The organism is Streptomyces sp. CHD11 (genome assembly GCF_018638295.1).
Classification (GTDB): Bacteria; Actinomycetota; Actinomycetes; order Streptomycetales; family Streptomycetaceae; genus Streptomyces.
This window is the reverse complement of the sequence record NZ_JABTTS010000038.1, coordinates 18,820-38,588: the sequence shown is the minus strand read 5'-3', so window position 1 is coordinate 38,588 and position 19,769 is coordinate 18,820. Positions and strand designations below refer to the sequence as shown.

At 71.5% G+C, this 19,769-nt stretch carries 18 protein-coding genes; 10 read left to right on the top strand and 8 right to left on the bottom strand.

The genetic code is table 11. From position 1 onward, the window contains the following. Nucleotides 1–157: 157 nt before the first annotated feature. The 3 genes from HTV45_RS30110 (at nucleotide 158) to HTV45_RS30100 (ending at nucleotide 2,465) form a co-directional block, all read left to right on the top strand. Nucleotides 158–874, top strand: a complete 717-nt coding sequence (locus HTV45_RS30110) for a helix-turn-helix transcriptional regulator (RefSeq protein ID WP_215209072.1) — start codon at nucleotides 158–160, stop codon at nucleotides 872–874. A gap of 180 nt (nucleotides 875–1,054) precedes the next feature. Further along, a complete protein-coding gene (locus HTV45_RS30105) occupies nucleotides 1,055–1,552 on the top strand; it encodes an ABC transporter ATP-binding protein (protein WP_215209071.1) in 498 nt (165 codons plus the stop codon). Between the two features lie 55 nt (nucleotides 1,553–1,607). Next, nucleotides 1,608–2,465 carry a M23 family metallopeptidase gene (locus HTV45_RS30100; RefSeq protein ID WP_215209082.1) on the top strand — a complete coding sequence of 286 codons (858 nt, stop codon included), beginning with the start codon at nucleotides 1,608–1,610 and terminating at the stop codon, nucleotides 2,463–2,465. 55 nt (nucleotides 2,466–2,520) lie between these two features. Here HTV45_RS30100 and HTV45_RS30095 read toward each other — a convergent pair whose 3' ends face one another. After that, nucleotides 2,521–3,546, bottom strand: coding sequence for an ATP-dependent 6-phosphofructokinase (locus HTV45_RS30095; protein ID WP_215209070.1), 1,026 nt, complete (start codon nucleotides 3,544–3,546; stop codon nucleotides 2,521–2,523). Between the two features lie 222 nt (nucleotides 3,547–3,768). On the opposite strand from HTV45_RS30095, the gene pta reads away from it, so the two are divergent. The 3 genes from pta (at nucleotide 3,769) to pyk (ending at nucleotide 8,601) form a co-directional block, all read left to right on the top strand. Next, on the top strand, nucleotides 3,769–5,889 hold the full coding sequence (pta, locus tag HTV45_RS30090; protein ID WP_215209069.1) for a phosphate acetyltransferase: 2,121 nt from the start codon (nucleotides 3,769–3,771) through the stop codon (nucleotides 5,887–5,889). Then, entirely contained in the window at nucleotides 5,886–7,100 is a 1,215-nt protein-coding gene (locus HTV45_RS30085) for an acetate kinase (RefSeq protein WP_215209068.1), read from the top strand. Before pta ends, HTV45_RS30085 begins: the two co-directional genes overlap by 4 nt. Before the next feature lie 73 nt (nucleotides 7,101–7,173). After that, a complete protein-coding gene (gene pyk, locus HTV45_RS30080; protein ID WP_215209067.1) occupies nucleotides 7,174–8,601 on the top strand; it encodes a pyruvate kinase in 1,428 nt (475 codons plus the stop codon). A gap of 86 nt (nucleotides 8,602–8,687) precedes the next feature. On the opposite strand, the gene HTV45_RS30075 is transcribed toward pyk, so the two are convergent. The 4 genes from HTV45_RS30075 to HTV45_RS30060 form a co-directional block, all read right to left on the bottom strand. After that, complete coding sequence (locus tag HTV45_RS30075; RefSeq protein WP_215209066.1) at nucleotides 8,688–10,034, bottom strand: hypothetical protein; 1,347 nt, start codon at nucleotides 10,032–10,034, stop codon at nucleotides 8,688–8,690. Further along, a complete protein-coding gene (locus tag HTV45_RS30070) occupies nucleotides 10,024–10,626 on the bottom strand; it encodes a DUF6114 domain-containing protein (protein WP_215209065.1) in 603 nt (200 codons plus the stop codon). Before HTV45_RS30070 ends, HTV45_RS30075 begins: the two co-directional genes overlap by 11 nt. Nucleotides 10,627–10,743: 117 nt before the next feature. Then, nucleotides 10,744–11,376 (bottom strand): DUF6230 family protein, encoded by a 633-nt coding sequence (locus HTV45_RS30065; RefSeq protein ID WP_215209064.1) that lies wholly within the window; start codon nucleotides 11,374–11,376, stop codon nucleotides 10,744–10,746. 707 nt (nucleotides 11,377–12,083) lie between these two features. Next, complete coding sequence (locus HTV45_RS30060) at nucleotides 12,084–13,061, bottom strand: tetratricopeptide repeat protein (RefSeq protein ID WP_215209063.1); 978 nt, start codon at nucleotides 13,059–13,061, stop codon at nucleotides 12,084–12,086. A gap of 251 nt (nucleotides 13,062–13,312) precedes the next feature. Between HTV45_RS30060 and HTV45_RS30055 the strand changes: the two genes are divergently transcribed. From HTV45_RS30055 to HTV45_RS30035, 4 genes are all read left to right on the top strand, one after another. After that, nucleotides 13,313–13,957, top strand: coding sequence for a TetR/AcrR family transcriptional regulator (locus tag HTV45_RS30055; RefSeq protein ID WP_215209062.1), 645 nt, complete (start codon nucleotides 13,313–13,315; stop codon nucleotides 13,955–13,957). A gap of 279 nt (nucleotides 13,958–14,236) precedes the next feature. Continuing rightward, a complete protein-coding gene (locus HTV45_RS30045; RefSeq protein ID WP_215209060.1) occupies nucleotides 14,237–15,142 on the top strand; it encodes a LysR family transcriptional regulator in 906 nt (301 codons plus the stop codon). Nucleotides 15,143–15,236: 94 nt separating this feature from the next. Continuing rightward, a complete protein-coding gene (locus HTV45_RS30040; RefSeq protein ID WP_215209059.1) occupies nucleotides 15,237–15,824 on the top strand; it encodes a cysteine dioxygenase family protein in 588 nt (195 codons plus the stop codon). Continuing rightward, a complete protein-coding gene (locus tag HTV45_RS30035; protein WP_215209058.1) occupies nucleotides 15,824–16,867 on the top strand; it encodes a YeiH family protein in 1,044 nt (347 codons plus the stop codon). Before HTV45_RS30040 ends, HTV45_RS30035 begins: the two co-directional genes overlap by 1 nt. A 223-nt stretch (nucleotides 16,868–17,090) precedes the next feature. On the opposite strand, the gene HTV45_RS30030 is transcribed toward HTV45_RS30035, so the two are convergent. From HTV45_RS30030 to HTV45_RS30020, 3 genes are all read right to left on the bottom strand, one after another. Beyond that, nucleotides 17,091–18,791: a methylmalonyl-CoA mutase gene (locus HTV45_RS30030; RefSeq protein WP_215209057.1), complete on the bottom strand. Its 1,701-nt coding sequence runs from the start codon at nucleotides 18,789–18,791 to the stop codon at nucleotides 17,091–17,093. Nucleotides 18,792–18,870: 79 nt separating this feature from the next. Next, nucleotides 18,871–19,203 carry a DUF3817 domain-containing protein gene (locus HTV45_RS30025; protein WP_215209056.1) on the bottom strand — a complete coding sequence of 111 codons (333 nt, stop codon included), beginning with the start codon at nucleotides 19,201–19,203 and terminating at the stop codon, nucleotides 18,871–18,873. Nucleotides 19,204–19,246: 43 nt separating this feature from the next. Beyond that, nucleotides 19,247–19,756, bottom strand: coding sequence for a MarR family winged helix-turn-helix transcriptional regulator (locus tag HTV45_RS30020; protein WP_215209055.1), 510 nt, complete (start codon nucleotides 19,754–19,756; stop codon nucleotides 19,247–19,249). Nucleotides 19,757–19,769: the final 13 nt, after the last annotated feature.

The following is a 19,769-nucleotide window of genomic DNA, read 5'->3' as shown; positions in this document are numbered from 1 at the left end:
TATGCCCCCTGAGCTTGCGTTTCCCGGTCGGGAGGACCGGGGGTGGAAGAAGGGTGACCGCCCGTCCCCGGCGGCCGACCGGCCGGTAGCCGTACCTTCCTACAATCAGTGATCCTGGCCGAACAGTCCGTAGTCATCCCTCGCGGGCGGCCCTAGCTTGTGGACCGTGGACCGACCCGCCGCTCGCACCGACCGCCGTCCGCCGCCGCTCAACGCCCCCGTCGCCTTTCGGCTGCGGGCCGCTCTGGGTTTGGGCCCGGAGCAGGTGGCCCACACCCTGCGCGTCTCCTACGGGCTGCCGTACGTCACCCCGGCGCTCGTCGCCGCCTGGGAACGCGGGTCCGCCGCCCCCTCGCATCCCGAACTGGTCGCGCTGGCCGGTGTGCTGTGGTGCTCCCCCGGTGAACTCATCGGGCGCCCGCGCACCTTGCGCGAGCACCGCGTCGCGCGCGGTCTGGCGCCCGAGGACGTCGCCCGCACGGTCGGCCACGAACTCCAGGCGTATCTGCGGATGGAGGAGACGGACCGGTGGCGCGGCAGCGAGCGGCAGTCCGCCGCCCTGGCCCGGCTGCTCGGCCTGTCCCTGGCCGACGTCATCACCGTCACCGGACGGGAGGACCGGCTCGCGGAGATGCTGCGCGGTGCGGTGACGACGCGCTGGCAGGCGTATGTGCGGCCGGTCTCGGGGATCGTGCCGCTGGAGCGGCGACGGCTGGAGGAGGCGCTCCACCGGCTGCACCGGGACTACCGGGGCCAGATGGCCGCCACGCTCAGCCGGGGCGGCGGCCACGGCGACGCGGGCGACAGCGGCCGGGAGTTCCTCGAGCGGATCGTCGAACACTTCTGGACGACGGTCGGGGAACAGGGCCGGTGAACCGCCGCGCGGCGCGCACCGGTGCGCGGGCGGTCCGCGTCCGGCGGCCGGCCCTCCCCTCGTGACCACCGCGCCTCCCGGCGGCACCGCCGGGGCCGGCCGGCCGCGCACTGCTTCGCCGCCGCGGGGTCAGCATCGGTGGTGTCCGCGCATCGGCCTGGTCGAGCAGGACTCCCCCTCATGCGGGGCACGGTCCGCGAGAACCTCGTCCACGCCAGGCCCGGTGCCACGGCGGAACAGATCACCCGGGCGCTGGAGGCAGCCCACCTCACCGACCTCGTCGCCGCCCTTCCGGACGGCCTCGAGACCGATCTCGGCGAGGGCGGCATCGGACTCTCCGGCGGCCGGCGGCAGCGTCTGGCCATCGCCAGGGCCCTGCTGACCCGCCCCGCGGTACTTCTGCCGGACGAGGTCACCTCGAACCCCGACTCCCACTCCGAGAAGGCGCCGCGTTCCGCCCTCACCACCATCGGCGCCGGCTGCCAGGTGCTCACGATCGCCCGTCGCGTCTCCACCACCGCGAGCGCCGACGAGATCCTCGTCATCGAGGACGGCAGGCTGAGGGCCCGCGATGGTCATCTGGAGCTGACGGAGCGCGACGCCACCTGCCGGCGCCCGGCAGTTGCCCCCTGTCGGCACCTCCTGACAACCGCCCCGGAGGCCGTTGTTCCGGCGTGACAGGATGCCGACACCACCCTGAAACCGACACACCTGCGAAGAGGTGCACATGCACATGCTCACGATGCTGTGGAAGCGCTACGGTCTGGTGTTCGCCGCCGGCGCCCTGTGCATTGTGGTGAACGCGCAGGGGATCGGCCCCCTGTGGTACACCGGCGTGGCGCTGCTGATCGTCGGCCAGATCATGCGGATGACCCTGATCCGCACCCAGCGTCCGCCCCTGGACCGTGAGCCGGTACTGCTCGGCGTTCCGGTCACCGGGCGCTGGCTGGCGCTCAACGGACCGGCCACGAAGGTCCCCAGCCACACGCACAGCCATGCGCAGACGTACGCCATCGACCTGAAGCACGTGCCCGGGGAAGGCGGGGACGGGGAGGGGGCCGTGCCGGCGGCCCCGCCCTTCCGCTGGCTCTGGCCGGTCGCCAGGAACCCCCGCCGCTACCCCACCTACGGCATGCCGCTGCTCACACCCGCCGACGCGGTGGTGGTCGCGACGGCGGAACGGCAGCGGGACCATCTGTCGCGCATGTCCCTGCCCGCCTTCCTCTTCCTCTGCCTGGAGGGCTTCGTCCGCGGGCTCGGCTGGCCCAGGCACCTGATGGGCAACCACGTCATCCTGGACCTCGGCGACGGCGTGTACGCGGCTTTCGCGCATCTGCGGCGCGGCTCGCTGGAGGTGGCCGTGGGCGACCGGGTGCCGGCCGGCCGGAAGATCGCCGAGTGCGGCAACTCCGGCAACTCCTCCGAGCCGCACCTGCACTTCCAGCTGATGGACGGCCCCGACGTGATGACGGCACGCGGAGTGCCGTTCGCATGGCGCTACCGCGAGGACAACGGTGCGGAACACACCGGTGTCCCCGCGGACACCACGCACTTCACCGCCGCCGCGCCCCTGCCGGAACGCGCCGCATGACGTGCGGCGGCCCGCCCGGGGCGGCGGGGCCGGGAGCGCCGGCCCCGCGTGCGGCCTAGAAGACCGACTCCGCCTCGTCCATCCGGTCCTTGGGGACCGTCTTCAGTTCGGTGACCGCCTCGGCCAGGGGCACCATCACGATGTCGGTGCCGCGCAGCGAGGTCATCCTGCCGAACCGGCCCTGGTGCGCCGCCTCCACCGCGTGCCAGCCGAAGCGGGTGGCGAGGACGCGGTCGTAGGCCGTGGGGACGCCGCCGCGCTGGACGTGGCCGAGGATGACGGGCTTGGCCTCCTTGCCGAGACGGCGCTCCAGCTCGTACGCCAGGGCCGTACCGATGCCCTGGAAGCGCTCGTGGCCGAACTTGTCGATCTCACCCTTGCCGTAGTCCATGGTGCCGTCGGCCGGGTGGGCGCCCTCGGCGACGCAGATGACCGCGAACTTCTTGCCGCGGGCGAAACGTTCCTCGACCATCTTCACCAACTGGGCGGGGTCGAAGGGGCGCTCGGGCAGACAGATGCCGTGGGCGCCGGCGGCCATGCCGGACTCCAGGGCGATCCAGCCCGCGTGCCGGCCCATGACCTCGACGACCATCACCCGCTGGTGGGACTCGGCGGTGGTCTTGAGGCGGTCCATGGCCTCGGTGGCCACGCCGACCGCGGTGTCGAAGCCGAAGGTGCGGTCGGTGGAGGAGATGTCGTTGTCGATCGTCTTCGGCACGCCGACCACCGGCAGGCCCGCCTCGGACAGCATGTGCGCCGCCGTGAGCGTGCCCTCGCCGCCGATCGGGATCAGCGCGTCGATCCCGAAGTCGCGGATCATGTCCGAGGCGTTCTCGCAGGCCTCGCGCAGCCGGTCGCGTTCCAGCCGGGAGGAGCCCAGTATGGTGCCGCCCCGCGCCAGGATGCCGCTGACCGCGTCCAGGTCGAGGCTGCGGTAGCGGCCGTCGAGCAGGCCCGAGTAGCCGTCCTCGAAACCGATGACCTCGTCGCCGTAGTTGTCGATCGCGCGGTGCACGACCGACCGGATCACTGCGTTCAGGCCGGGGCAGTCGCCGCCTGCGGTGAGAACTCCGATTCGCATCGTGCTGTGTCTCCTGGTCCCTGTCGATACCGGTGAGCCAGTCACGATTGTTTCATGCCGTCCGGTGCGCCGCCGACGCCGGACGGGCAGGCGCCCTAACTAGCGGCGGAGGTATTGTCAAGAGGGATCCGCTCACCTCGGTGGGCGATTTTTCTGGCCGCGAGTTGACTCCCGCGACCCGCCGACGACTCTTGCGGCCCCCCGACGAAACGGAGAGCGCGCGTGACCCGCAGCGTGTACGTGACCGGTATCGACCGCGGCGACGGCAGGCAGGTCGTCGAGCTCGGGGTCATGGAGCTCCTGACCCGGCAGGTCGACCGGGTGGGTGTGTTCCGTCCCCTGGTGCACGACGGCCCGGACCGGCTCTTCGAACTGCTGCGGGCCCGCTACCGGCTCACCCAGGACCCGGCGACCGTCTACGGCCTCGACTACCACGAGGCGTCCGCGCTCCAGGCCGAGCAGGGCACGGACGAGCTGGTGTCCACCCTCGTCGACCGGTTCCACCTGGTCGCCCGCGACTACGACGTCGTGCTCGTCCTCGGCACCGACTACGCCGACACCCAGTTTCCCGACGAACTGGCCCTGAACGCCCGGCTCGCCAACGAGTTCGGCGCCTCGGTGATCCCGGTCGTGGGCGGGCGCAGGCAGACCGCCGAGTCGGTGCGCGCCGAGACCCGCAACGCCTACCGCGCCTACGCCACCCTCGGCTGCGACGTGCTCGCCATGGCGGTCAACCGCGTCGCCCGCGAGGACCGGGACGAGATCGCCGAGCGGCTCGCCGACCGGCTGCCGGTGCCCTGCTACGTGCTTCCCGACGAGCCGGCGCTCTCCGCCCCCACCGTCTCCCAGATCGCGCACACCCTCGGCGCCAAGGTGGTGCTCGGCGACGACTCCGGACTCGCCCGCGACGCCCTGGACTTCGTCTTCGGCGGCGCCATGCTGCCGAACCTCCTCGCCGCGCTGACCCCGGGCTGTCTGGTGATGACCCCGGGCGACCGCGCGGACCTGGTCGTCGGCGCCCTGGCCGCGCACAGCGCCGGCACCCCGCCGATCGCCGGGGTCCTGCTCACCCTGGACGAGGTCCCGGCCCGGCACATCCTCACCCTCGCCGACCGGCTCGCCCCCGGCACACCGGTGCTCTCGGTGCCCGGCACCAGCTTCCCCACCGCCGAGCAGCTCTTCTCCCTGGAGGGGAAGCTGAACGCGGCCACCCCGCGCAAGGCGGAGCGGGCGCTCGGCCTCTTCGAGCGGCACACCGACACCGCGGAGCTCACCCGGCGCGTCTCCGCGCCGAGCAGCGACCGGGTCACCCCGATGATGTTCGAGCACAAGCTGCTCGAGCAGGCCCGTTCCGACCTGCGCCGGGTGGTGCTCCCCGAGGGCACCGAGGAGCGGGTGCTGCACGCGGCGGAGGTACTGCTGCGCCGGGGCGTGTGCGAGCTGACCCTGCTCGGCGACGTCGACCAGATCCGCAAGAAGGCCGCCGACCTCGGCGTCGACCTGGGCGGAACCCGGCTGATCGACCCGGCCACCTCCGAGCTGCGGGACTCCTTCGCCGAGCGGTACGCGGCCCTGCGTGCCCACCGGGGCGTGACCGTCGAGCTGGCCTACGACGTCGTCTCCGACGTGAACTACTTCGGCACGCTGATGGTGCAGGAGGGCCTCGCCGACGGCATGGTGTCCGGCTCGGTGCACTCCACGGCCGCGACCATCCGGCCGGCCTTCGAGATCATCAAGACCCGCGAGGACGCGCGGATCGTCTCCTCGGTCTTCTTCATGTGCCTGGCCGACAAGGTGCTCGTCTACGGCGACTGCGCGGTCAACCCCGACCCGGACGCCGAGCAGCTCGCCGACATCGCCGTGCAGTCGGCGGTGACGGCCGCGCGGTTCGGTGTCGAGCCGCGGATCGCGATGCTCTCGTACTCGACGGGCACCTCCGGTTCCGGCGCCGACGTGGACAAGGTGCGCACCGCCACCGAACTGCTGCGCTCCCGCCGGCCGGATCTGCGGATCGAGGGGCCCATCCAGTACGACGCGGCCGTGGAGCCGTCGGTCGCGGCGACGAAGCTGCCGGGCTCGGAGGTGGCCGGTCAGGCGACCGTGCTGATCTTCCCCGACCTGAACACCGGTAACAACACCTACAAGGCCGTGCAGCGCTCGGCCGGCGCGATCGCCGTCGGGCCGGTGCTCCAGGGGCTGCGCAAGCCGGTCAACGACCTGTCCCGGGGCGCCCTGGTCCAGGACATCGTCAACACCGTCGCCATCACGGCGATCCAGGCCCAGTCCCCGGTCCCGTCGCCGTCCCCGGCCGCGGCCCCGAGCGAGAAGGCAGCCGCCCAGTGAGCACCCCCACCCGTGTCCTCGTCCTCAACTCCGGATCCTCGTCGGTGAAGTACCAGCTCCTGGACATGGACACCAGCAGCCGGCTGGCCACCGGCCTGATCGAGCGGATCGGCGAGCGGACGTCCCTGGTCCGCCACACCCCTCTCGCACCGGGCGGGGAGGTCCGGGAGCGGACCGGACAGGTCGCCGACCACGACGCCGCGCTGAAGGCGATGGCCGGGGAGCTGGCCGCCGACGGTCTCGGCCTGGACTCCCCCGAGCTGGCCGCGATCGGCCACCGCGTGGTGCACGGGGGGAAGCACTTCACCGAGCCGACGGTGATCGACGACCCGGTACTCGCGGAGATCGAGCGGCTGATCCCGGTGGCCCCGCTGCACAACCCGGCCAACCTCACCGGCATCCGCACGGCCATGGCGCTGCGCCCGGACCTGCCGCAGGTCGCCGTCTTCGACACCTCCTTCCACACCACGATGCCGGAGTCGGCCGCCCGCTACGCGATCGACGTGAAGACCGCCGACGAGCACCGCATCCGCCGCTACGGCTTCCACGGCACCTCGCACGCGTATGTCTCCCGGGAGACCGCGAAGCTGCTGGGGAAGGCGCCCGAGGAGGTCAACGTCATCGTGCTGCACCTGGGCAACGGGGCGTCCGCCTCGGCCGTGCGGGGCGGACGCTGCGTGGACACCTCCATGGGACTGACGCCCTTGGAGGGGCTGGTGATGGGTACGCGGTCCGGAGACATGGACCCGGCCGTCATCTTCCATCTGATGCGCGTCGGCGACATGTCGGCCGACGAGATCGACACGCTTCTGAACAGGAGGAGCGGTCTGGTCGGACTGTGCGGGGACAACGACATGAGGGAGATCCGGCGCCGGATCGACGAGGGCGACGAACAGGCGGAACTGGCGTTCGACATCTACATTCACCGTCTGAAGAAGTACATCGGCGCTTATTACGCCGTTCTCGGACGGGTCGACGCGGTGGCCTTCACTGCCGGGGTCGGGGAGAACGCCGCCGAGGTGCGGGAGGCGGCCGTGTCGGGCCTGGAAGGGATGGGCCTGGCGGTCGACGGCGGGCGCAACGCCGTACGCGGCGGCGGGGCGCGGCTGATCTCGCCCGAGGGCGCGCGGGTCGCGGTGGCGGTGGTGCCGACGGACGAGGAAATGGAGATCGCACAGCAGACCTACGCACTGGTCGGAAAGAACAACTGAGCAGGGACTTTCTCATGTGTATCTTCCGCCAGACGGAATATTCCGTAGCGAAACAAACCGATAGGATCGCCCCATGCGCCGTTCGAAAATCGTCTGTACTCTCGGCCCCGCGGTCGACTCCCACGAGCAGCTTGTCGCCCTGATCGAAGCCGGCATGAACGTGGCCCGCTTCAACTTCAGCCACGGCACGCACGCCGAGCACCAGGGCCGGTACGACCGGGTCCGTGCCGCCGCCAAGGAGACGGGCCGGGCCATCGGTGTCCTCGCCGACCTCCAGGGCCCGAAGATCCGCCTGGAGACCTTCGCCGAGGGCCCCGTCGAGCTGGTGCGCGGTGACGAGTTCACCATCACCACCGAGGACGTCCCGGGCGACAAGACGGTCTGCGGGACGACCTACAAGGGCCTCCCCGGCGACGTCAACCGCGGCGACCAGATCCTGATCAACGACGGCAACGTCGAGCTGAAGGTGCTGGACGTCGAGGGCTCCCGGGTGAAGTCGATCGTCATCGAGGGCGGTGTCATCTCCGACCACAAGGGCATCAACCTGCCCGGCGCGGCCGTGAACGTGCCCGCGCTGAGCGAGAAGGACATCGAGGACCTGCGCTTCGCCCTCCGGATGGGCTGCGACCTGGTCGCGCTGTCCTTCGTCCGGGACGCGGGCGACGTCGCCGACGTCCACCGCATCATGGACGAGGAGGGCCGCCGGGTCCCCGTCATCGCCAAGGTGGAGAAGCCGCAGGCGGTGGAGAACATGGAGGCCGTCGTGGCGGCCTTCGACGCCGTCATGGTCGCGCGCGGCGACCTGGCCGTGGAGTATCCGCTCGAGAAGGTCCCCATGGTGCAGAAGCGCCTGATCGAGCTCTGCCGGCGCAACGCCAAGCCGGTGATCGTGGCGACCCAGATGATGGAGTCGATGATCACCAACTCCCGGCCGACCCGCGCCGAGGCCTCCGACGTGGCCAACGCGATCCTGGACGGCGCCGACGCGGTCATGCTGTCGGCCGAGTCCAGCGTGGGCGCGTACCCGATCGAGACCGTGCGGACGATGTCGAAGATCGTCCGGGCGGCCGAGCAGGAGCTGCTCTCCAAGGGCCTGCAGCCCCTGGTGCCGGGCAAGAAGCCGCGTACCCAGGGCGGTTCGGTGGCCCGCGCCGCCGCGGAGATCGCCGACTTCCTCGGCGGCAAGGGCCTGGTGGCCTTCACCCAGTCCGGCGACACGGCCCGCCGGCTGTCCCGCTACCGCGCGAGCCAGCCGATCCTGGCGTTCACCACGGACGAGTCGACCCGCAACCAGCTGGCGCTCAGCTGGGGCGTCGAGTCGCACGTGGTGCCGTTCGTGAACAGCACCGACGAGATGGTCGACCTGGTGCAGCAGGAGCTGGTCAGGCTGAACCGCTTCAGCGACGGCGACATCGTGGTGATCACCGCCGGCTCGCCCCCCGGCGTCCCCGGCACCACCAACATGGTCCGCGTCCACCACATGGGCGACCCGACCGCCTGACGGCGCACATGACCGAGGGCGCCCCCTGCGGACAGAGGGGCGCCCTCGGCGCGGTTCCGCAGCGCCCGGAAGGGTCCGCGGGACGCTCAGGTCACGTACTGGTGCAGGCCGGGTATGTGCAGGGTTCCGCCGAACTGGCCGGCCTGCTGCACCGTCACGTCGGTGAAGTAGATCAGCGGGATGTTCAGCGGCGGAGGGTGCTCCGGGTCGAAGGTGATCGGGATCAGCCCGAGCAGCTTGCCGGAGATGCTCTCCGTGTACATCACGGTGTCGCCGTCGCGGATGGTGGACGTCGAGCCCTTCGCGGCCTGCACGTGGTAGGTCTTGCCGGACTGTTCGTCCTTGACCGTCTGGTGCAGGTCACCGATGTCGGTGCCGTTGGAGACGACGTACTTCAGGACCTTCTTGGTGGTCCCGCCGGCGGTCCGCACCTCGACGATGCCCTTGTAGTCGGCGCCCTTGAGCGTCAGCGAGCTGGCGTTCAGGAACCAGGGTGTGTCGGGCAGCGGGACCTTGTTGTCGACGCCGCCCTCGGCGTCGGTGGCGACCGGGCAGTCCGCGAGGTCGGCGCCGGAGGTCTCGGAGGGGCTCGGCGAGGCGGTGGCCTCGGGGGTCGCGGACGCGTCGTCCTCCGCCTTCTCCTCCGCCTTCTCCTCGGGCTGGTCGGCGGGCTTGTCCTCCGCCTTGCCGGCGGCACCGTCGGACGCCTGGTCGCCGGTGTCCTTCGCGGTGTCCTTCGCGGTGTCCTTCGCCGGTTCGGACGACTTCTCCTGTGCCGCGTCCCCGGCGGCCGGGGCGGAGGCGGACGGGGTGGCGCTCGGGCCCGCCTCTTCCTCCTCCTTCTTGTCCTTCGGAGTGAAGACGTCCTTGATGGCGTCCCCGATCTCCTCCAGAAGGTTGCGGTCGGTCTCCGAGGGGGCCGGCGCCGGTTCGGCCGGCTGCTCGACGGCCTGCCCGGCCGCGGACGTGGAGGGCGTCGGCTCGGGCTCGGGCTTGTCGTCGGAACCTGAATCCGGCGAAGAATCCGATCCCTTGTCGCTGTCCTTGCCCGGGTCCTGCTGCGCGGGTGCCGAGGGGGTCGGCTCCGCCGAGGGCTCCTCGTCCGGGGACGCGCTGTCGTCGGCCGTCGCGGACGGGGTGGGTGACGCGGTGGCGTCCTTCCCCTTCTCCGCCTCCTCGATGGCCTCCAGGCACTCCTTGAACTCCTCGGCCGTCAGGTTCTTCGACGACGGCTGGTCGTCGGCCTGGGCGAGAGTCGGGGTGAAACCCATCCCCATGAGCACCGCGGTCGGCATCGCCGCGATGGCTATCGCCTTCCCGGCAGGCATGTGGAACCTGGTGAACAACGGCTTCTTGGGTGCCGCGTGGCGCGGCCCGGTTCTCACACGGGACGTCTCCACATCAGTCCCGTGGGTCACCTCGTCAGCCGGCACTGTGCCTCCCGTTCGCCCCGTTCGCCGGGCTCGTTCCTGACAGGTCTTTCTCTCCCAGCGTCTTGGGCGCGTGGGAGTGGTCCTCGTCGCCCGCCGGCGCGGTGCCGTCGAGGGGTTCGAGAACCGTGGTGTCAGCGTCCGCGCTCTCCGGAGTCCCGCCGTGGCCGTCGCCGCCGGCCGGCGGCTCCTCGACGGGAGGTGCGCCCGGCGCCCAGGACACGGCCATCGCTCCGCCGATCAGGGCGAGGAGGAAGCCGATCAGGAAGCCGCCGATGTTGGACACCGGGATGGACACCAGCGCCAGCAGGATCGCCGCGACACCGGCGAAGACCCGGATGTGCTTCTGGAACCAGATGCTGCCGCCGAGGACGACGAGCAGCACACCGATGATCAGGGACCCGGCGCCCGCCGTGGTCGCCATGGCCAGCGTCAGGTGTCCGATCTGGAGGTTCGCGTACGGGAAGTAGGCGATGGGGAGTCCGCCGAGCATGACGAACAGCCCGGCCCAGAACGGCCGTTCGCCCCGCCAGGCGCGGAACTGCAGCCTGCGGCGGGTGAACTGGCCGGCAGCGGCAGGAGTCTCGGCGCTCATGGAAAACAGCTCCCTGGTACGGCTTTGCTGTGGTGGTGATGTGCGCCGCGCGTGAAGGCACGGCGGGAAGGTGGACGGGCGGGGGCGCCACCGGCCCCCCCGCCCGTCAGCGAGTGCTTAGTAGCACTCCTTGACACCCGTGGAGAGCGACATCTTCAGACCGCTGAGCTTGAAGGTGCCGGCGGTGGTCGCCCACGCCGTCTGCTTCACGTCCTTCAGGACGGCCTTCTCGGCCTGCTGGGCGAAGCCGTACGGGTTCGCCTGCTCGCCGCCGCCCTTCATACCCGGACCCTTGCTGGCGTCCTTGGCGGCCACACCGATGTCGATGTTCGTGAACGTCGCGTCGGCGTTCAGGTCGGCGACATCGATGTAGAGGTTCTTGGCCTCGACCGGCTCGCCCTGTCCGGCACGCAGCATCAGGCTGACGTTCCCGAGCACCGGAATGTTCGGGGTGACGACCGACTGGCACATGTTCTTGATGGTCGCCGACTTGAACGCCGAGACCGCGACGGGGTGAACCGTCTTCTTGCCGGTGAGGGTGTACCCCTCGTCCAGGGCACCGTACTGGGAGAAGCCCGTCCCGACGAGCTCGTCCGTGGTGACCTTGAACGACTGGCCCGACACGCTGAACGACGCCGCAAGGGCACCCTGCGCGAGGGCGACACCTATACACGCCGTGGCGGCGACGCTGGGCACCATGACCACAGCGAACCGCTTCCATCTCGTCCCGCCACGCACCTGGGACTCCATATTTCCTCCTTCTCGGACGTACATCTCCTGTCCTGACTCGCCGCCATGAACGGTGACTCAGCCGGGCAGGGATGGGAGAAGTGCTACGTCCTCGGGAAGGAGAGCGCCCGAACTCGACGACACGTACAACGCGCCCGAATCACCGGCGATCACCCCCGAGCGACAACCACTGGTCGCGCCTGACACGCATCACGCACAACCCTGCTGGACAGGCTTCACCCGAAGGACGAAGACCCCCCTGTCCAAGAGCCGGCACCACTGCCGCCGGCTCTGCCCGGTGGGGACCCCTGGGTTCCCGCGGCCCGACCGGCTGTCGGGGGTGCGGGTATGGGACCGAGCGTCGCCGATCGTGGTGCATTCTCGCCGCCCGCACAAGGGGGTTCGTTACTCGCTAGTAACGGCCGGATAACCGCGTCACGACCCGCAGGCTCCGCCCGGCGACGCTCGGTGCACCGCGAGGGGCGTACAAAACCATGGTTCGGTGGACAGAATCCGACAGATCAACGCCCGCAACTTACTCGGAGTAACAGCGGCCGCGATTACCAAGCTTTGGTAAAGCGCGGCCGCATCGAGCCCTCGTGAGCCCATCCGTAACTCGGGCACCACGGACCGAACGACCGGCAGAACGGGCACTATCGGCACCCGTACCGGCGCGGCCCGGACACCGGGCCGCTCAGGGCCCGGTGCTGTCCGCCCGCCTCACCCCTCTAGAACAGAGCCCGCGCCAGCGCCCGGCGTGCGGCCATCACCCGCGGATCCTCGGCGCCGACGACCTCGAACAGCTCCAGCAGCCGCACCCGTGCGGCGTCACGCTCGTCGCCCGCCGTACGCGCCACCGTCTCGATGAGCCGGCCGAAGGCGTCCTCGACATGTCCGCCGACCAGGTCCAGGTCGGCGGCCGCGATCTGCGCGGCGGCGTCCCCCGGCTTCTCCGCGGCGTCCTTGCGGACCTGCTGCGGGTCCAGGCCCTGCACCCGCTGGAGCAGTTCGGCCTGGGCGAGACCGAGCGCGGCCTCCGGGTTGCCCGGGTCGTCGGCCAGCACGTTCTTGTACGCCTGGACGGCGCCGGCCAGGTCGCCGCTGTCCAGCGCCTGGACGGCGGCCTCCAGCAGGGCGTCGTAGGGCCCGGCGGTCTCGGCCGGGGCGGCCTCCGGGGCCGCGCCCGGCGCGGCGTCGGGGTCGACGGTGAGACCGGTCAGACCGAAGCGCTGCTCGCCGACCTGCACCAGCTGGTCGAAGGTCTGGCGGATCTGCTCCTCGCCCGCGGCCCCCTGGAAGAGCGGCAGCGCCTGCCCGGCCACCACCGCGAAGACCGCCGGGATTCCCTGGATCCCGAACTGCTGCATCAGCATCTGGTTGGCGTCGACATCGATCTTGGCGAGCATGACGCGCCCGTTGTACTCGACGGTGAGCCGCTCCAGCAGAGGGCTCAGCTGTTTGCACGGCTCGCACCACTCGGCCCAGAAGTCGATGACGACCGGGACCTCGGTGGACCGCTGCAGGACGTCGCGCTCGAATCCGGCCTCGTCGACGTCGATGACGAGATCGGCCGGGGAGATCGCACCTCCGCCGCCCTGCCGTGCCGTCTCGGCGCGCGCCTGCTCCGCCTTCGCCTTGGCCTCCTGGGCCGCCTTCACCGCGGCGAGGTCGACGACCCCGCTCATGGACATGTTCCGTGGCTGCATGCGTCTATCCTCCCCCGTACACCGCGTGTGTGTGAAAAACGACCGGGAAACCCGGACGTACGTGTGGTGTTGGCGCCGGGTCCCCACCCCGCGCCGGTGGTCGTCGCTCGGGCACGCCGGTCGAGCGGGCCTTTCGCTACGGGTCGTAGCGTAATACCGATCAGGGTCCGCGCGGCACCCCTTCCCCCGTGCCCTCTCCCGTGATCTCTCTCACGACCGGCCGCGCGGTACACGCCGGTTAGGGTCGTGCCATGCAGAGCCCCACCCCCGCCGGCCGCACCGGGCGCCCGCGCAACGCCGCCGCGGACGCCGCCATCCTGGCCGCGACCCGCGAGGCCCTGGTGGAACTCGGCTGGTCCAAGCTCACCCTGGGCGACGTGGCGGTCCGCGCGGGGGTCGCCAAGACCACCCTCTACCGGCGCTGGCCGGGCAAGAACGAACTGGTCGTGGACGCGGTCGCGGAGCTCTTCGACGAGCTGACCCTGCCCGACCGCGGCTCGCTGGCCGCCGACATCGAGGGCGTGGTGCTCCAGTTCGCCGCCATACTGGCCCGCCCGGAGGCCAGGAGCGGACTGATGGCGGTGGTCGCCGAGGCCACCCGGGACGAGGCCCTGCGCGAGCGCATCCGCGCCTCCATCGTCGAACGGCAGAAACGTCTCGTCCTCGCGGGCCGCGCCCGCGCCCAGGAACGCGGTGAACTGCCGGCCGAGCAGGACACCGAGGAGGCGGCCCGCACGGTCGACCTGATCTTCGACATGGTGGCCGGCGCGGTGGTGCACCGCACCCTGGTGAGCGCGGAACCGGCCGACGAGGAGTGGGTGCACGGCTTCACCCGCGTCCTGCTGTCCGGCCTCGCCTCCGGCTCCCTTCCCGGCACCGCTCCCGCTCCCGGCTGATCCGAACCGGCCGCGATCGGCCGGTAGTCGCCTGTCGCCGTCCCCGGCGCCGAGGACGGTCCCTGCGCCGGTGCCCGGAATCCGCCCGGTTCGTCGAAGGGTCGGACCTCGTCGGCCCGGGGCTGGACCAGCTGACCGCCTGGCATCCCGAAGTCGCCGACGGGGAGAGCACCGACGACAGCGCCGTGATCCCGCTGTACGGGGCGGTGGCCCGCAAGCCGCAGGAGGACGGGAGGACACCGCCCCGGCGGCACCCCAAATCCCGCTTATGATGCCCCGGTGTTCGATTCCCGGCACATCAAGACGTTCCACGAGGTGGTCAGGACCGGCTCCTACTCGGCCGCCGCCCGTGCCCTCGGCTACACCCAGCCCGCGATCACCCAGCAGATGAAGGCCCTGGAGCGGGACACCGGCTCCGCCCTGTTCGTCCGGGTGGGCCGCGGGCTGCGGCTCACCGAGGCCGGTGAGGCGCTGGCCCGGCACACCTCGGCCATCCTCGGCGCCATGACCGCCGCACAGGAGCAGATGAACGCGCTCACGCGGCTGCGGGCCGGACGGGTCCGCCTGTGCGCCTTCCCCAGCGCCAACTCCACGCTCGTCCCCGAGGCCCTGGCCCGGCTGACGGCCGACCACCCCGCCCTGCGCGTCGACCTGCTGGAGAACGAGCCGCCCGAGTCGCTGCGGCGGCTGACCCGCGGCGAGTGCGACATCTCGCTGGCGTTCACCTACCCCGGGCTGCACGAACAGGTGCCGGAGGGGCTGGTGGAGATCCCGCTCCTGGAGGACCAGCTGACCGTACTGCTGCCGGCCGGGCATCCGCTGGCCCGGCGGCGGGCGGTCCGGCTCACCGAGCTCTCCGGGGAACGCTGGATCGCCGGCTGCCCCCGCTGCCGGGCGAACCTGCTGCACGAGTGCGCGGAGGAGGGCTTCGTCCCCGACGTCGCCTTCATGACCGACGACAACCTCGCCGTGCAGAGCCTGGTCGCGGAAGGGCTGGGAGTGGCCATGCTCCCCTCGCTGGTCCTCAACTTCATGCGCCACCCGAAGGTCGCCGGCCGTCCGCTCCGGCCCGTCTCCCGGCGCAAGATCTCGGCGTACGTCCTGCCCGAGCACCTGCGCATACCGGCCACGGCGCGGGTCCTGGACCGGCTGAAGGCGGTCGCCGCCGCGAAGGACGGCTGCTGAGCCGTCCACGAACGGCCGGTCCATAAGCGGAGCTTGGGCAAGGCGAAGAAACTCGCGTTGGACGTGATGCGTCGGTCGGTCCGACGCTGCCCGTATGCCTGCCGCCGGTGCCACCAGTGTCCCGAACGCCTTCACCGCCCCGCGCCCCACCGCACGCCTCACCGCCCTGATCGCGGACATTGCGGGCACCGTCGGCCGCGGACTGCCGCCCGACCCGACGGCCCACCTCGTCGGCGAGTGCCTCGTGCCGCACCTGGGCGCCGCCGACCTGCTCACCCCGGAACAGTGCGAGAGCGACCCGGCGCGCTACCGGCAGCACCTGCTGCACGCCGAGCACGACGGGAGTTTCTCCCTCGTCGCCCTGGTCTGGCTGCCCGGCCAGGGCACCTCCGTGCACGACCACATCGCCTGGTGCACCACCGGCGTCCACCGGGGCCGGGAGCACGAGCGGCGATACCGGCTGCTGCCGGCCGAAGGGCCGGACACCGGCCCACGGCTGGTCGCCACCGCCGACGTGGCGAGCGGACCCGGCGAGGTCTGCGGCTTCGCCCCGCCCGGGGACATCCACCGGGTCTGGAACGGCGGACCGGGCACGGCGATATCCCTGCACGTCTACGGCGCCGACATATCCCGCTCCGGCACCAGCGTCCGCCGCGTCTACCCGCAGCCGGCCGACCGCTGATGGCGCTGCTGAGGGAGCGGCCCGCCGCGGCGACGGCCCCGGACGGTCCGGCCGTACCCGCCCGCCGTCCCGGACTCGCCCTCGCCGTGCTCGGGGTGGCCGCCGCCTGGGGCGTGCACCGGCTCCTGCCCGCCGTGCCGATGCTCACCGCCGCGGTGGTGCTCGGCATCGTGGCCGCGCATCTGCCGCGGCTGCGGACCGTCGTACGGACCACCGCGCGGCCGGGGCTGTCGTATGCGGGCAGGCGCCTGATGCGGGCCGGGATCGTGCTCCTGGGGCTGCGGCTCGCCTTCGACGACATCCGCGCCCTGGGCTGGGCCACCGTCCTGATGGTGTTCGGCGTGGTCACGGTCACCCTGCTGGGCACCTGGTGGCTCGGCAGACGGCTGGGACTGCCCGGCGACCAGCCGCTGCTGATCGCCGCCGGGTACGCGGTGTGCGGGGCGTCGGCGATCGGCGCGGTGGGCGAGGCGCGGGGCAGCGACGAACGGGACGCGGCCACCTCGGTCGCCCTGGTAACCCTCTGCGGGACGCTCGCCATCGCCGTACTGCCGCTGCTGCAGGGTGTACTCGGGCTGGGCGACGTGGAGTTCGGCCGCTGGGTCGGTGCGAGCGTGCACGACGTCGGGCAGGTGGTCGCCACCGCCCAGACGGCGGGCGCTCCGGCGCTCGGCGAGGCGGTCCTGGTGAAGCTGATGCGGGTGGCCCTGCTGGCCCCGATCGTCGCCGCGGTCGCGCTGGGGGTGCGGCGGTCCGCGGGGCGCGCGGCGGGGGCACCCCGGGTGCCGCTGGTCCCGTTGTTCGTCCTCGGCTTCCTGGCCGCCGTGGCCCTGCGCAGTACGGGCCTGCTCCCCGCGTCCGCTCTGGACGCGGCCCACGTCGCCCAGGAACTCCTGCTCGCCGCCGCCCTGTTCGGCCTGGGCAGCGCGGTCGACCTGCCCGCCCTGACCCGCACGGGAGCCCGCGTCGCGGTGCTCGGCCTGTGCGCGTGGGTGGTCGTGGCGGGGCTGTCGTACGCCGGGGTGCTGCTGATCTCCCGCTGAGCGTTCCCGGGCGGCGGGGGATCCCGCCCGGGAACTCCGGGGGCCGCACGTGCCCGCGCCGGAGCGGTGCCGCACGACCGCACGGGGCGGGAGGCGGGAGGTGTCCTCACGGCCGGGGACCTCCGCGAGGACGGGGTGGGCCGGCACCCGGCGGCACGGACGGCAGGCGCCGTGTCCTTCGACACGGCGCCTGCCGTCGCAGCCCCGTCCGTCCGGCCCCGGCTCAGAAGCCGGCCGGCTCCGTGTACACGCCCCACTCGTCGCGCAGGACGCCGCAGATCTCGCCGAGGGTCGCCTCCGCGCGTACGGCGTCGAGCATGGGCTCGATCATGTTGGCGCCGGAGCGGGCCGCGTCGAGCATGGCGTCCAGCGCGCCGCGCACCTTCGCGTCGTCGCGTCCGGCCTTGCGGTCGCCCAGCAGCCGCACCTGGTCGCGCTCCACCTCGTGGCTGACCCGCAGGATCTCCAGGTCGCCGGTGACCGACCCGGTGTGGACGTTGACGCCGACGACCCGCTTGTCGCCCTTCTCCAGCGACTGCTGGTAGCGGAACGCCGACTCGGCGATCTCGCCGGTGAACCAGCCGTCCTCGATGCCGCGCAGGATGCCGGAGGTGATCGGCCCGATCGGGTGCTTCCCGTCCGGGTGCGCCCGCAGGCCCCGCTCCTTGATCTGCTCGAAGATCTTCTCGGCGTCCGCCTCGATGCGGTCCGTGAGCTGTTCGACGTACCAGGAACCGCCCAGCGGGTCCGCGACGTTGCCGACGCCCGTCTCCTCCATCAGCACCTGCTGGGTGCGCAGGGCGATCTCGGCGGCCTGCTCGCTGGGCAGCGCGAGGGTCTCGTCGAGGGCGTTGGTGTGCAGGGAGTTGGTCCCGCCGAGCACGGCGGCCAGCGCCTCGACGGCGGTCCGTACGACGTTGTTGTACGGCTGCTGCGCGGTGAGCGAGACCCCGGCGGTCTGGGTGTGGAACCGCAGCCACTGCGCCTTGTCGCTCCGCGCGCCGTAGACGTCCCGCATCCAGCGCGCCCAGATCCGCCGGGCCGCGCGGAACTTGGCGATCTCCTCGAAGAAGTCGAGGTGCGCGTCGAAGAAGAAGGAGAGGCCGGGGGCGAAGACGTCGACGTCCAGCCCGCGGCTGAGCCCCAGCTCCACGTACCCGAAGCCGTCGGCGAGCGTGTACGCCAGTTCCTGCGCGGCCGTCGAACCGGCCTCGCGGATGTGGTACCCGGAGACCGACAGCGGCTTGTACGCGGGGATGCCGGCCGCGCAGTGCTCCATCAGGTCGCCGATGAGCCGCAGATGGGGCTCCGGCTGGAAGAGCCACTCCTTCTGCGCGATGTACTCCTTGAAGATGTCCGTCTGCAGCGTGCCGTTGAGCACGCCCGGGTCGACGCCCTGCCGCTCGGCGGCGACCAGGTACATGCAGAAGACGGGCACGGCGGGCCCGCTGATCGTCATGGAGGTCGTCACGTCACCGAGCGGGATGCCCTGGAACAGGGCCTCCATGTCGGCCGCCGAGTCGATGGCCACCCCGCAGTGCCCGACCTCGCCCAGCGAGCGGGGGTCGTCGGAGTCGCGGCCCATGAGCGTCGGCATGTCGAAGGCGACGGAGAGCCCGCCCCCGCCGTTGCCGAGGATCATCTTGTAGCGCTCGTTGGTCTGCTCGGCGTTCCCGAATCCGGCGAACTGCCGGATGGTCCAGGTCCGCCCCCGGTAGCCGGTCGGATACAGCCCGCGGGTGAAGGGGTACTCCCCCGGCCAGCCGATCCGCTCGAAGCCCTCATAGGTGTCCCCTGGCCGGGGACCGTACACCGGCTCCACGGGATCGCCGGAGAGCGTGGTGAAATCCGCGTCGCGTTTGCGAGCGGCGTCGTAGCGGGCCTGCCAGCGTCGGCGGCCTTCCTCGATGGCGTGAGCGTCCATACCCACGAATTTACTAGGACGTCCAAGTAAATGTCGATGGGAGACCGCCGCACGCTGCTCCGTACGGCGGTGAGACGCGTTACGCGACCGCGGGTTCCCCGTCCGCGATCCTGCCCTCGAGCTCACGGCTGATCCGCCGCTCCACGAAGAAGGCGGCCGTGGGAACGGTACCGGCCAGCAGCACCCAGAGCTGCTTCTTGACCGGCCACTTCAGCTTGGACCCGAGGTCGAAGGCGAAGATCAGGTAGACCACGTAGAGCCAGCCGTGGGCGATGCTGACCACCTGCGTGAACTCGGCCGCGCCACCCACGTCGAGCACGTACTTACCGATCATGCCGAAGGTCAGCGCGACGAGGAGAACACCGGTGACGTAGGCCATGACCCGGTAACGGGTGAACACGCTCTTCTTCATGCCGTCGAGCGTAACCGCCCGGCCCGGGAGATCTTGGCGGGGGTCAGTCCCCCTCGAAGTCCCCCGCCGCCAGCCGCAGCGGGCGGAGCATCGCGAAGAGCTCGCCGCACTCCTCGGCGTCGTAGGCGGACAGGCCGAAGTCCATCGCCATCAGGTCGCGGGTGGCCGACTCGACCACCTCACGGCCCTTGTCGGTGATCGTCGCGAGGGTGCCGCGGCCGTCGTTGGGGTTGGGGCGCCTGGACACCAGACCGGAGCGCACCAGGCGGTCCACGGTGTTCGTCACCGACGTGGGATGCACCATCAGCCGTTCGCCGATCTTGGACATCGGCAGCTCACCGGATTTGGAGAAGGTCAGCAGCACCAGCGCCTCGTACCGCGCGAACGTGAGCCCGTACGGCTTGACCACCGCGTCGACCTCGGCCAGCAGAATCTGGTGCGCGCGCATGACCGAGGTGATCGCGGCCATCGACGGCACACTTCCCCAGCGCTGCTTCCAGAGCTCGTCGGCGCGGGCGATGGGATCGAACGAGAGACTGAGCGGCTTCGGCACGGACCAGACCCTA